The following is a 13,393-nucleotide window of genomic DNA, read 5'->3' as shown; positions in this document are numbered from 1 at the left end:
AATCGTACGGTGGCCGTTGTCAGGTGTTCGCTGAGGGCTTGCGCGACCCGCGGGGCGCGCCGGGGGCCCCTGACTAGCATGGAATGATGCAGGATCCGCGGGAGCTCTACGACGTCCACACGGCGCTCGACACGGTGCCGGAAGGGCTGTACCTCGTCGCTGCGCTCACCGGTTTCGCGGATGCCGGAAGCGCTGTGTCCCAGCTGAATGCGTACATGCTGGAGACGCTCGAGGCGCAGGAGATCGTGCGATTCGACGCGGATGCCCTGCTCGATTACCGAGCACGCCGACCCGTCATCACGTTCGACCAGGACCACCTGACCGACTACCGGCCGGCTCAGCTGAGCCTGTATCTGATGCGCGACGAACTCGGCCAGCAGTTCCTACTGCTGACCGGATATGAGCCGGATTTCCAATGGGAGCGATTCAGCAGCGCCGTTCTCGACCTCGTCGCTTTGCTCAAGGTTCGTTCGACCATCTGGGTACATGCCATTCCGATGCCCGTGCCGCACACCCGCCCGATCGGCGTGACCGTGAGCGGCAACCGCGAGGGGCTCGCCGACGCCATGTCGGTATGGCGGCCGACCACCCAGGCGCCGGCGACTGCCATGCACCTGATCGAGTACCGCCTGCAGGAGGTGGGCGCATCCACCATCGGGTTCGTGCTGCTGGTTCCGCATTACCTCGGCGACACCGAGTACCCGGCTGCCGCGGTCGCAGCCATCGAATGCATCAGCTCCGCCACCGGCTTGATCTTCCCGACGGACAAGCTGCGGGAATCCGATCGCGAGTTCGTCGCCAACATCGATGAGCAGGTCGCAGGCAACCCCGAACTTGAACGGCTTGTCGGGGCGCTCGAACAGCGGCACGACGCCTACATGCAGGACAGCCCGGTGAAGTCTCCGCTGACTCACCTGGACGGCGCCCTTCCGTCGGCCGACGAGATAGCGGCCGAGTTGGAGAACTTCCTCGCTTATCGCCGAAGGGGCGACGAGGACACGCCCGGCCGCTGACCTGCATCCTCTTCCTCGACCGTTCGCCGACGAACCCGGCGGCCGGCCGCGCGTAATGTTGTGGGGATGAATTCCGCACGCTCGTGGCTGATCTTCGCCGCGGGCGTTTTCGGATATCTCATAGCCGTGATGCAGCGCACCACGATCGGTGTGGCGGGTGTCGCGGCGACGGAGCGCTTCCACTCTTCGGCCTCGCTGCTCTCGACGCTCGCCGTGCTGCAGTTGATCGTGTACGCCGGCATGCAGATCCCGGTGGGCGTGCTCATCGACAGGGTGGGCCCGCGCGCCCTGATGCTCACCGGCACGGCGCTCATGGCGCTCGGCCAGGTCACCGTCGGATTCTCGGGTGTCATCGGATTCGCCATCGCTGGGCGTGTTCTCGTCGGTGCGGGCGACGCCATGGTCTTCACCTCTCTCATCCGCCTGGTGAACTCCTGGTTCACCGGACGCATGGTTCCTCAGCTTTCGCAGTGGGTCGGCAACATCGGTCAACTCGGTCAGGTCCTGTCGGCCGTGCCGTTCGCGCTGCTGCTCCACGAAGCAGGTTGGACCGTCGCGTTCCTCTCGGCCGCCGGGGTCGCCGTCGTAGCGCTCGTCGCGATCATGCTCACGGTGCGCAACCGACCGGCGGATGCCGACGAGGGGCCTCGTCCTGCCAGCTGGCGGCAATCCCTGCGGCAGCTCGGCATCACCATCGCTCGACCGGGCACCCAGCTGGGCTTCTGGTCCCACTTCGTGACGCAATCCTCAGGTACGGTCTTCGCCCTCATGTGGGGCTTTCCGTACATGGTGTATGCGCTCGGGTACTCGCCGGGCGAGGCATCCTGGATGCTCACCGTCATCGTGGGCGCAGCGCTGGTGGTCGGACCCGTACTCGGCATACTCACAGCACGCTTTCCGTTCCGCAGGAGCAATCTCGTGCTCGCGATCGTGGCCGCCATGGCCGTCGTCTGGACGATCCTGCTTCTCTGGCCCGGGCCCGCGCCGACCTGGCTCGTCGTGTTGTTGCTCATCGTCATCGGAGCAGGCGGACCGGGGTCGCTCATCGGATTCGACTTCGCACGCACGTCCAACCCGCTGCATGCCTTGGGCTCCGCAAACGGCTTCGTCAACGTGGGGGGATTCGCCGCGAGCTTCGTGATGATCTACCTGATGGGCGTGCTCCTGGACTGGTGGAGCCGGCTGACGGGCGCAGCCACGTACACCGTCGACGGGTTCCGCATAGCATTCGCCGTGCAGTACCTCGTCGTGGGCATCGGTGTGATCTTCCTCGTGCGCGCACGGCGGCGCACCCGCAGGCGCCTTCTCGACGACGAGGGAATAGATGTGGGCCCGTTGTGGGTTGCACTTATAGCACGATGGAACCGGAGTCGCCGCTGAGTCATGGACTGCGCGGCGCTGCGCGGCCGGCAGCCCTAATCGTGCAATAATCGATGATTGGACCCGTTCATCTCCGTCACAACACCCTCAGCACGATCGGCCAGCGGCCGACTGCGAGCAGCGTGGATCGTCGCCGGACTTGACATGGGTCCTCATAGTGTCCGCAAGCGACCCGCACCCCCTCGTCAAGCACCCCTGCGCGTGCCATTCGAGAGGGCTGGAAGGTGAACTCCATGGCAACCAAAACCGCTGAGACCCCCACGGTAGAGGAGCCCACGACTACGACGACGGCGAAGAGTTCGACGCGCACTGCGTCGAAGACCGCCGCGCCCAAGGCCGGGACGAAGTCCGCGGCTTCGAAGACTGCATCCGCCAAGCCGGCGGCAAAGTCCACTGCGTCCAAGAGCACGGCCAAGAAGGCGTCGCCCGCGAAGGCATCCAGCAAGGCCTCGCCGGCGAAGGCAGCAGACGAGGACGAGCTCGATGAAGAAGAGCCCGACGAGGTCGAGCCCGCCGAACTCGATGACACCGAGGTCGTCGACGAGGCCGAAGTCGAGACCGTCGAGGCGCCCGCCGACGCCGAGGAATCGGCCGACGACGACGCCAAGCCCGAGGTGACGACCGACGCTGCCGAGGAGGCAGAAGAAGCGCTTCCGACCGGTGCGATCGTGTTGCGTGCTGCCGACGAGGAGGACGACATCCCTGTCTACTCCGCTCAGATCACCGGTGCGACTGCCGACCCGGTGAAGGACTACCTCAAGCAGATCGGAAAGGTCGCGCTGCTGAACGCGGCCGAAGAGGTCGAGCTCGCCATGCGCATCGAGGCCGGTCTGTTCGCGGAAGAGAAGCTCGGACAGATGACCGAGCAGGAGAAGCGATCGCAGCTGGGCCGCGACCTCTCCTGGGTCGCTCGGGACGGCCAACGGGCCAAGAGCCACCTGCTCGGCGCGAACCTGCGCCTGGTGGTCTCCCTGGCCAAGCGCTACACCGGACGAGGCATGCAGTTCCTCGACCTCATCCAGGAAGGCAACCTGGGCCTCATCCGCGCCGTCGAGAAGTTCGACTACACGAAGGGCTTCAAGTTCTCCACGTACGCCACGTGGTGGATCCGCCAGGCGATCACCCGTGCAATGGCCGACCAGGCCCGCACGATACGCATCCCGGTGCACATGGTCGAGGTCATCAACAAGCTGGCCCGCGTTCAGCGTCAGATGCTGCAGGACCTGGGCCGTGAGCCCACACCCGAGGAGCTCTCCAAGGAGCTCGACATGACGCCGGAGAAGGTCGTGGAGGTGCAGAAGTACGGCCGCGAGCCGATCTCGCTGCACACCCCGCTCGGCGAGGATGGTGACAGCGAGTTCGGTGACCTCATCGAGGACACCGAGGCCGTCGTTCCCGCCGACGCCGTGGGCTTCACCATGCTGCAGAAGCAGCTGGAGAGCCTGCTGGACTCGCTCTCCGAACGTGAGGCGGGCGTGATCCGCATGCGATTCGGCCTCGGCGACGGGATGCCGAAGACACTCGACCAGATCGGCGACACCTTCGGAGTGACGCGCGAACGCATCAGGCAGATCGAGTCGAAGACGATGGCCAAGCTTCGCCACCCGTCCCGCTCGCAGTCGTTGCGCGACTACCTCGAGTAGGCCGCGTGAGGCGCTTCTTCGCGATCCTGCTCGGCCGCCTCGCGCGGTTCGCCACGCGCTTGCGAGGCGGAGGCTCCGCCTTCCCCGGCTACCTGGTGCGCAAGGTGTGGCCGCGCTTCATCGAGGATGTCTCGGCCCAATGGGGCCACGGCGTCGTGTTCGTGCTGGGTTCCAACGGCAAGTCGACGACCACTCACATGCTCTCTGAGCTGCTGCGCGGCCACGGCCTGCGGGTCTTCACGAATCCGACGGGAGCCAACCTGCCCCAGGGCATCGCCTCGGCCTTGCTGTCCGAGGTGTCCCTGTCGGGCAAGCTCCCGGCCGACGTGGCCGTGTTGGAAGTCGACGAGGCGTTCGCAGTCGAGCTCGCACGTCTGCTGAGCCCCCGCACGATACTCATGCTGAACTGTCAGGTCGATCAGCTCTACAGGTTCTATGAGACCGAGCGCGTCGCCGACATGATGCTTGATGCTTCGCTGCTCGCGAGCGAACACATCGTCACGAACCGCGAGGACCCCCTTCTGAGCCAGGTGGGGAGCCGACTCGGCTCACGCCAGGTACCGGATGTGTCGTACTTCGGAGCAACGGATGCCGTGCTCGCCTCGAGCAAGCACGGCCTGCTGAACGCGCCGGACTTCCGTGACGACGTCGCGTCCGTCCGGCCCGACGCCTTGGGGGAGGTGCGAGCATTCGGCGGGCGTGAGGCGACCATCGCCGTGGCGGACGATCTCATGACGGTGGAGCTGCCTGCGCGCGGACTGCACTATGCGGTCGACGCGGCGGCGGCATCCGCTGTCGCACGCCTCGTGCTGGGCGCCTCGTTCCAGCCGGAGCGGGTGGTGGCCGCCTTCGCCGGCATGCGCCCCGCCTACGGCAGGGGCGAGGTGATCCCGTTCGGAGACGAGTCGGTCGAATTCGTCATGTTCAAGAACGGGCCGAGCCTGCAACTCAACCTCGATTCGCTCTCGATGCCACCGGAGCAGGTGATGTTCGCCCTCGATGAGGGAACACCCGACATCTCGTGGATCTACGACGTCAGCTTCGAAGCACTCGACCACGTCGACGTGGTGACGGGGGAGAAGGCCTGGCAGGTAGCGCTGTGCCTGGCGTACGCCGGCGTGCCCGTGACCACTGTCGAGCCAGACCTCGAGAAGGCCATCGAGCTCATGCGCAAGCTGCCGGCACCCTCTCGAGACCGCAAGCTGTGGTTCGTGAACTACGAGCAGATGATGCTGGCACGCAAGCACCTCGGATTCCCTGATTTGGAGACCCGCCTGTGACGGACGCCGTGGGAGTGCGCATCCTTCAGCTGTACCCGGACGAGCTCGGAGTCACCGGTGACGCCGGGAACATTGCCGTGCTGCGCACCCGTCTGGAGCGCTCCGGCGTTCCCACCACCGTCGAGTTCCACCGTCCAGGCCAGCAGCTGGAATGCGAACCCGACCTCATCGTGATCGGAAACGGCCCATTCTCCGCGCTCCGGCGGGTGCACGCGGATGCCATGGTGCACGCCAGCCGGCTGGGCGACTGGTCCGCACGGGTTCCGTTCTTCGCCGTCGGCGCCGGACTCGAACTGCTCTGCACTCGGGTCGAGGACCCGTCCGGATCGTTGGACGGGCTAGGCCTCCTCAGCGCCGTAGCCCACCGCGGACGCAAGCGTCGGGTCGGCTACGTCATCGCACAGAGCACGCGTCGCGAGCGGGAATTGATCGCTTTCGAAGACCAGGCCACCGAGCTGTCGGATGTCTCGACCCCGTTCGCCACGATCGTGCGCGACGTCACGGGGAACGTCTCTCGCCCGGATGGAGTGCAGACCGATACCGTCACCGGCACTCTGCTCCAAGGTCCGTTGCTACCCCTGAATCCATGGCTGGCCGACGATCTCGCTCGCGCCGCAGCCCAGCACGCCGGTCTCTCATACACACCGGATGCCTCGCTGGCCGGTTTCGATCGCCTCGCCGACCGCGCGACCGAACGCATGCGGGCCAACGTCTCGTCGGTGTTCACAACGATCCAGTGACCGACGAGATGGCGGGGTGGGTGGGATGACGGCCGAGTCGAGAAGGCTCGTCGTGCGGCTCGACGCACTGGCTGCGAATGTGCGCGCCTTCGCCTCCACCGGCGCGGGGCTCATCGCCCGCGTGGACCACGATGGCTTCGGGCACGGTCTCGTGCCCGTGGCGCGCACATGCATCGAGGCCGGAGCCGCCATGCTGGCCGTCGCCGATTTCGACGAGGCGTGCCGGCTGCGGGAGTCGGGCATATCCATCCCGCTCCTGGTGCTGCGACCGCATGCCCTGATCGGCTCGGGCGACGGCCCCATGGACGCGGTGTACGCGGCCGTCGCGACGGAGGGTGAGGCGCTTACGGCTGCCCGGCTCGGGGCATCCGGTGCGCACGTCGTCGTCGATTGCGGCTCGGCCATGCGCGGCATCCGTCCGGATGACGCAGGGGAGGTCCATCGCATCGGCAAGGTTCTGCCCATCGCGGCGCTGATGGGTGTCGCGGATCCCTCGACGCCGCATGCCGAGGCATCCAAGGCCCTCGATGTGGCGGGAGAGAACGCTCCAGGTGTGCCCCGACATCTGCACGGCACGGCCGGGGTGCTCGCCGGTTTCGGCGAACACGACGCGTATGTGCGAGTCGGACGCGGGCTCTACGGCATCCCCATGAGCGATGGGACTCCGACCGGCGTCTGCGTCATGAGGCTCAGCGGGCAAGTGGTGACCGTGAAGAGCATTCGGGCGGGGGAGGGCGTCTCGTACGGCTACATCTACCGCGCGCCGCGCGACGGCACCATCGCGCTGGTCACGTGCGGGTACGCGGACGGGGTTCCGAGAAGCCTCGGCAACCATGCCACGGTCGTCGTGAACGGGCGATCCGCACGCATCATCGGACGAGTCGCCATGGACGTCGTCGTCATCGAACTCGGCGAAACCTCCGCGAGGCCGGGCGACGAAGTGGTGTTCTTGGGCGACCGGGGCGAGGGAGAGCCGAGCGTGGCGGAGTGGGCGAGCATCACGGGGCTCGATCCTGTCGAGCTCGCCACTTCCATCGGTCCCCGAGTCGTACGGAGCTATACGCGATGAGCACGCCAGAGCGACTAACGCACGCGCGAGTGGACCTCGCGCGGTTCGACGACAACCTCCGCGCGGTACGGCGTCGAGTGGCACCGGCTGAGACGATGTTCGTCGTCAAGAACGATGCGTACGGTCATGGAGCCGATGTGCTCGTGCCGCGAGCAGCCTCCGCAGGTGTGCGCTGGATCGGCGCCCTCGACGTGGAATCGGCGTTGAGGATGCGCTCCCTCGCGGGCGAGGCGACCCGGGTTTTCGCCTGGCTGCTCAGCCCGAGAGACGACCTGGCCGCTGCTCGCGAGGCAGGCGTCGACCTCGGCGTGGGCGACCAGGCGGTCCTCGAAGCGGCCGCTTCGGCTGCGACGGCCCGCCCCATGCACGTACATCTCAAGATCGACACGGGGCTCAATCGCAACGGCGTTCGAGCAGAGGACTGGCGGCCGTTCGTCCTGAGAGCCGCTCAGCTTCAGTCGGAGGGCCGCATCCTCGTCGACGGCGTGTGGAGCCACATTTCCGAGGCGTCAGACGAAGAAGACGACGCGGCAAGACTGCGTTTCGATGCTGCACTGGCATCGGCGGAGGGCGCGGGACTCTCGCCCGAGTACCGCCACCTCGCCGCAAGCGCCGCGTCGTTCCTTCGCGCCGAGTTCCGATACGACATGGTGCGGGTCGGTGCCTTCGTCTACGGCATCTCGCCTGCCGGGGGCCCGCATGAGAACGATCTTGGGATAAGCCCCGTGATGTCGCTGCGCACGCGTGTCGTGGACGTGCGCGACGGACAGGCCGTGCTTCCACTCGGAGCGTGGAACGGTGTGCCGAGCATCGCAGCAGGCAAGGTCAGCGTCGGCCTGCGTGGCGAGCGGCATGACGTGCTCCGGATCGCACGCGACTGGATGACCGTGGCAGCCGGGAACGCCACGATCGGAGACGAGGTCGTGCTCTTCGGCCCGGGCGATGACGGCGAGCCGACGGCCACCGAATGGGCTGAAGCCATCGACACGATAGGCGAGGAGATCGTGCTCAAGGTCGATCGGCGCATCCCTCGCGTCTATCACTGACTCCGGTTACGAAACGGCGCCCCACCGCAGCAGCGGTGGGGCGCCCTGTTTCCGGTCTGTCGTCAGGCCTTCTGGTCCTCGAACAGCCGAGAGGTCTCGTCATGCCAGCTCGTGGCGATGCTGGACAGCTTCTCCTGGTGCTTCTTCGCGTGGTGCGCGCAGAACAGTAGTTCGCTGTCGTTCACGGTCACCCGCACATAAGCCTGCGCACCGCACGCGTCGCAGCGGTCCGCTGCCGTGAGTGCCGGGCCTGTGGGGAGCTCGTCCGCACCGGTGGTGGCGACATGGCCTGCGTAGTTCGACATGCTGAGCTCCTTTCTCGAAAACCCGAACGTTCTGGATAAGCCGGAACGTCTCACGAGCGCTTCGCATCCATACAAGCACGTCGGCACCGTGAGCAGGCTCTATGGCGCCGCATTTCGCTGTGCGCGTAGGCACCACGACTCCCTGTGTCCGGGTAGGGGTGTCGGTCGCCTGGGACGTGCCGCCGGCTCGATAGTCTGGAAGACGGCCAGACCGCGTTCCATCAGCGGCAGCGCTCGTCCATCGAACGGGCACTTGGCCGTCACCCGACAACTGGAGATCCCCGTGGCGACGAACGATTACTCCGCCAGACACCTTTCGGTGCTCGAGGGCCTCGAGGCCGTGCGCAAGCGCCCGGGCATGTACATCGGATCGACCGATGCCCGGGGTCTCATGCACTGTCTCTGGGAGATCATCGACAACTCCGTCGACGAGGCGCTTGCCGGGTACGGGTCCGACATCGAGGTCATTCTGCACGCCGACGAGAGCGTCGAGGTGCGCGACCGCGCCCGCGGCATCCCGGTAGACATCGAGCCGAAGACGGGACTCTCGGGTGTGGAGGTCGTCTTCACCAAGCTGCACGCCGGCGGCAAGTTCGGCTCAGGCTCGTACTCGTCCTCCGGCGGGCTGCACGGCGTGGGTGCATCCGTCGTCAACGCGCTGTCCGAGCGCCTCGACGTCGAGGTCGACCGCGGCGGCAAGACGTGGGCGATGTCGTTCCACCGGGGCGAGCCAGGGGTGTTCGCCGACTCCGGCGAGCCGACCCCCGACTCGCCCTTCGCACCGTTCGAGTCGGGCAGCGAGCTGCGGGTCGTCGGCAAGGTCGCCAAGGGCGTGACGGGCACGCGTATCCGCTATTGGGCCGATCGGCAGATCTTCGGCAAGAACGTCGAGTTCAGCGTGGACGATCTCGTGGGCCGCGCGCGCCAGACCGCCTTCCTCGTTCCCGGCCTCACGATCGGCATCACGGATGCTCGTGGCGACGCCGCAGAACGCACTGACTTCACGTACGAGGGCGGCATCAGTGAATTCGCCGAGTACCTCGCGCCGGACACGGCCATCACCGACACCTGGCGGCTGACCGGTTCCGGAGTCTTCACCGAGACGGTGCCCGTTCTGAACGATAAGGGAGCAATGCTGCCCAGCGAGGTGGAGCGCGAGTGCGAGGTCGACATCGCACTGCGCTGGGGGACCGGTTACGACACGGTGTTCCGCAGCTTCGTGAACATCATCGCGACTCCGAAGGGCGGTAGTCACCAGGCCGGCTTCGATCAGGGCCTGATGAAGTTCTTCCGCCAGCAGGTGGAGCAGAACGCCCGACGTCTCAAGGTGGGCGCGAACGAGAAACTCGAGAAGGACGACATCCTCGCCGGGCTGACCTGCGTCCTGACGGTCCGGCTTCCCGAGCCGCAGTTCGAGGGTCAGACGAAAGAGGTGCTGGGAACGCCTGCCGTGCGCGCCATCGTCGCCAAGGTGGTCGGAGACGGCCTCACGGCACGGTTCTCCTCGCCGAAGCGCGACGACAAGACACAGGCGGCCCAGTTGCTCGACAAGGTCGTCTCGGAGATGAAGTCGCGCATCTCCGCGCGGGCGCACAAAGAGACGCAACGGCGCAAGAATGCGCTCGAGACATCTTCGCTGCCCGCCAAGCTTGTGGATTGCCGCTCGACAGACGTCGCCACAACCGAGTTGTTCATCGTCGAGGGGGATTCGGCGCTCGGCACCGCCCGCCGCGCCCGCGACAGCGAGCACCAGGCGCTGCTGCCCATCAGAGGCAAGATCCTCAACGTGCAGAAGGCATCCATCTCCGACATGCTCTCCAACCAGGAGTGCGCGTCGATCATCCAGGTCATCGGAGCGGGGTCCGGTCGCACCTTCGACCTGGACGCTGCCCGTTACGGCAAGGTCATCATCATGAGCGACGCGGACGTCGACGGCGCACACATCCGCACCCTCCTGCTGACGCTGTTCTTTCGCTACATGCGCCCGATGATCGAGGCCGGTCGCGTCTTCGCCGCCGTTCCTCCGCTGCATCGTGTGATCGTGATGAACCCGGGCTCGAAGCCGAACGAGACGGTCTACACGTACTCCGACCAGGAGCTGCACGCTGTGTTGGGCAACCTCAAGAAGGCGGGAAAGCGCTGGCAGGAGCCGCCGCAGCGTTACAAGGGGCTCGGCGAGATGGATGCCGACCAACTCGCGACGACCACCATGGACCGCACGCACAGGCTGCTGCGCCGGGTTCGTCTCGACGATGCGGAGCGAGCGGCAGACGTGTTCGAAATGCTGATGGGCAACGACGTCGCACCGCGCAAGGAGTTCATCATCTCCAGCAGTGACCAGCTGAGCCGGGAACGCATCGACGCCTGAGGCGGGTCCCTTGGGTGCTCGCGACCGTGCGGCTGGCGTCAGCCCACGGGAGTTCCGACGGCTGCGATGACGGCGTCGAGCGGCGTGCCCGATGCGTCCCGTTTGGCTCCGCCCTCCGGCAAGCTCCGCGGCGTGCCGTCGGCCGACACCGCGAGTGCGGGCGCCTCGCCCACCCACGCGACGGCAAGCTGGTCTTCGCCCTTCAGGAATCGCTGAGCACGCACCCCGCCCGTCGCCCTGCCCTTAGCCGGAAACTCGGAGAAAGGTGACACCTTGCCGCTTCCCGGGTTCGTCCCAGGCAGCGTGCTCTCGCTTGTCGCCACGGTGACGACGACGGCGTTCTGCGCGTCACCCGGCACGACGTCGAAGGAGATCGCGCTTGCACCCGGCGAGAGCTTGACGCCTGCCATGCCGCCGGCTCCGCGCCCCTGAGGACGCACCGAGGAAGCTCCGAAACGCAGCAGCTGGGCATCCGTCGTGACGAACACCAGCTCGTCGGAGTCGGATGCCTCGCGCGCCCCGACGACGACGTCTCCCGCCTTCAGCGCTATCACCTCGAACTCGGGCTTGTTCGCCCAGTCACCAGGGGTGAGCCTCTTGACGACGCCCTGTGCCGTTCCGAGGGCGAGCGGAAGCTCGGAGTCGGCAGAGACGAGAGCGAGAACGCGTTCGTTCTTGTCGGTGAGGCCTACGTAGTCGGATGCCCGGACTCCGGCTCCGAACTGCACCGAGTTGGCCGGGACGCCCGGCAGGTCCACGGGTGTGAACCGCACGATCCTGCCGCGGCTGGTGACCGCCCCGACCTCGGTGCGGCTCGTGGTGGAGACGGAGGACAGCACGGCGTCGTGCTTGCTGCGTCTGGAAGGGGGAGTGATCCGCGGCGGTGCGCCATCGGCATCCGGTTGCAGGTCCACCCGAACGAGACGTCCGGTCGCCGACAGGAATACACGGCACGGCCCGTCTGCGACCTCGAGCACGGCCTGCGTCTTCGCACCCATCGTGGCCCGGGAGGGCGCAGCCGAGGTCAGCATGGTGCGCCGCGGCGTGCCGAACCTCTCCGCAACGTCGCTCAGCTCCTGCGAGACCACGCCCCTGATGCGGTCCTCGCTGGCCAAGATCTCCTCCAGCTCGGCGATCTCCGTCAGCAGCGTGTCGCGCTCCGCCTCGAGCTCGATGCGCGAGAACTTCGTCAGCCGGCGCAGGCGGAGTTCGAGGATGTACTCGGACTGCACCTGGCTGAGATCGAAGACCTGCATGAGGCGGCTGCGGGCCTGTTCGCTGTCATCGCTGGTGCGGATGACCTGGATGACCTCGTCGATGTCGAGGATCGCCACCAGCAGACCCTCGACCAGATGCAGCCGTTCACGCTTGCGTGCCAGACGGTACCTGGATCTGCGCGTGACGACCTCGACCCTGTGGTCGAGGTACACCTGCAGTAGCTCGCGCAGGCCGAGGGTGCGCGGGCTGCCATCCACGAGCGCGACGTTGTTGATCGAGAAGCCGTCTTCCAGCGGCGTGTACCTGTACAGCTGTTCGAGCACGGCCTGAGGGCTGAATCCCGTCTTGATGCCGATGACGAGGTGCAGACCCCTGCTCCTGTCACTCAGGTCGGTGACATCGGAGATGCCGGCCAGCTTCTTCGCGTTGACGCCGTCCTTGATCTTCTCGATCACCTTCTCAGGGCCGACGAGATAGGGCAGTTCGGTGACCACCAGACCGGTCTTCCGCGCCGTGATCTGCTCCACTGACACCTTCGCGCGCGTGCGGAATGCACCTCGGCCGGTGGCATAGGCATCCTTGACGCCGTCCAGCCCCACGATGATGCCGCCTCCCGGCAGGTCGGGTCCCGGAACGAACTCCATCAACTCGTCAAGAGATGTCTGGGGGTTCTCGAGCAGGTGACGTGCCGCGCCCACAACCTCGACCAGGTTGTGCGGAGCCATGTTGGTGGCCATGCCCACCGCGATGCCGCTCGCGCCGTTCACCAGGAGGTTCGGGATGGCCGACGGGAGCACGTCGGGCTGCATCAGCTGATTGTCGTAGTTCGGGACGAAGTCGACCTCGTCTTCGTCGATGCCCTCCGTCATGGTGAGCGCGACGGGGGCGAGCCGCACCTCGGTGTAGCGCGCCGCGGCCGGCCCGTCGTCGAGCGAACCGAAGTTGCCGTGGCCGTCGATCAGCGGCAGGCGCAACGTGAAGTCCTGCGCCATGCGCACCAGGGCGTCGTAGATCGCGGCGTCGCCATGCGGGTGCAGCTTGCCCATCACCTCGCCCGTTACGCGGGCGGACTTCACGTGGGCGCGTTCGGGCCTCAGCCCCATCTCGCTCATCTGATAGAGGATGCGTCGCTGAACCGGCTTCAGCCCGTCACGTGCGTCGGGCAGTGCGCGCGAGTAGATGACCGAGTACGCGTACTCCAGATAGGAGCTCTGCATCTCGGACGAGACGTCGATGTCTTCGATGCGCTCGGGAGTCGTGCTCTCCGCTGCGGAGGCACGGGGTGATCTGCGGTTGTCTGCTGCGCTCATTCGTGCAATCTCGTGGGGGCG

General features: G+C 66.5%; 10 protein-coding genes. 8 read left to right on the top strand and 2 right to left on the bottom strand.

The genetic code is table 11. The annotated features are described in order from the left end of the window. The first annotated feature begins 86 nt into the window (after positions 1 to 86). The 7 genes from ACO2Q7_RS01825 to ACO2Q7_RS01795 all read left to right on the top strand — a co-directional run bounded on the left by ACO2Q7_RS01825 (position 87) and on the right by ACO2Q7_RS01795 (position 8,171). Positions 87 to 1,013, top strand: a complete 927-nt coding sequence (locus ACO2Q7_RS01825) for a proteasome assembly chaperone family protein (protein WP_423353932.1) — start codon at positions 87 to 89, stop codon at positions 1,011 to 1,013. Positions 1,014 to 1,079: 66 nt separating this feature from the next. Then, a complete protein-coding gene (locus ACO2Q7_RS01820) occupies positions 1,080 to 2,393 on the top strand; it encodes an MFS transporter (protein ID WP_423353931.1) in 1,314 nt (437 codons plus the stop codon). Between the two features lie 233 nt (positions 2,394 to 2,626). After that, positions 2,627 to 4,036, top strand: coding sequence for an RNA polymerase sigma factor (locus ACO2Q7_RS01815; protein WP_423353930.1), 1,410 nt, complete (start codon positions 2,627 to 2,629; stop codon positions 4,034 to 4,036). 5 nt (positions 4,037 to 4,041) lie between these two features. After that, a complete protein-coding gene (locus ACO2Q7_RS01810) occupies positions 4,042 to 5,316 on the top strand; it encodes a MurT ligase domain-containing protein (protein WP_423353929.1) in 1,275 nt (424 codons plus the stop codon). Beyond that, on the top strand, positions 5,313 to 6,056 hold the full coding sequence (locus tag ACO2Q7_RS01805; RefSeq protein ID WP_423353928.1) for a cobyric acid synthase: 744 nt from the start codon (positions 5,313 to 5,315) through the stop codon (positions 6,054 to 6,056). Before ACO2Q7_RS01810 ends, ACO2Q7_RS01805 begins: the two co-directional genes overlap by 4 nt. Before the next feature lie 25 nt (positions 6,057 to 6,081). Next, a complete protein-coding gene (alr, locus tag ACO2Q7_RS01800) occupies positions 6,082 to 7,125 on the top strand; it encodes an alanine racemase (RefSeq protein ID WP_423353927.1) in 1,044 nt (347 codons plus the stop codon). Continuing rightward, entirely contained in the window at positions 7,122 to 8,171 is a 1,050-nt protein-coding gene (locus ACO2Q7_RS01795) for an alanine racemase (RefSeq protein ID WP_423353926.1), read from the top strand. Before alr ends, ACO2Q7_RS01795 begins: the two co-directional genes overlap by 4 nt. Positions 8,172 to 8,233: 62 nt before the next feature. On the opposite strand, the gene ACO2Q7_RS01790 is transcribed toward ACO2Q7_RS01795, so the two are convergent. After that, positions 8,234 to 8,476, bottom strand: a complete 243-nt coding sequence (locus ACO2Q7_RS01790) for a DUF7455 domain-containing protein (protein WP_423353925.1) — start codon at positions 8,474 to 8,476, stop codon at positions 8,234 to 8,236. 283 nt (positions 8,477 to 8,759) lie between these two features. On the opposite strand from ACO2Q7_RS01790, the gene ACO2Q7_RS01785 reads away from it, so the two are divergent. After that, positions 8,760 to 10,844, top strand: coding sequence for a DNA gyrase/topoisomerase IV subunit B (locus ACO2Q7_RS01785; RefSeq protein ID WP_423353924.1), 2,085 nt, complete (start codon positions 8,760 to 8,762; stop codon positions 10,842 to 10,844). A gap of 38 nt (positions 10,845 to 10,882) precedes the next feature. Here the strand turns inward: ACO2Q7_RS01785 and ACO2Q7_RS01780 are convergent, their stop codons facing one another. Further along, on the bottom strand, positions 10,883 to 13,372 hold the full coding sequence (locus ACO2Q7_RS01780; RefSeq protein WP_423353923.1) for a DNA gyrase/topoisomerase IV subunit A: 2,490 nt from the start codon (positions 13,370 to 13,372) through the stop codon (positions 10,883 to 10,885). Between the last annotated feature and the right edge of the window lie 21 nt (positions 13,373 to 13,393).

Source organism: Rathayibacter sp. KR2-224 (assembly GCF_049446075.1).
Lineage (GTDB): Bacteria > Actinomycetota > Actinomycetes > Actinomycetales > Microbacteriaceae > Humibacter.
This window is presented reverse-complemented; position numbering and strand designations above follow the sequence as displayed.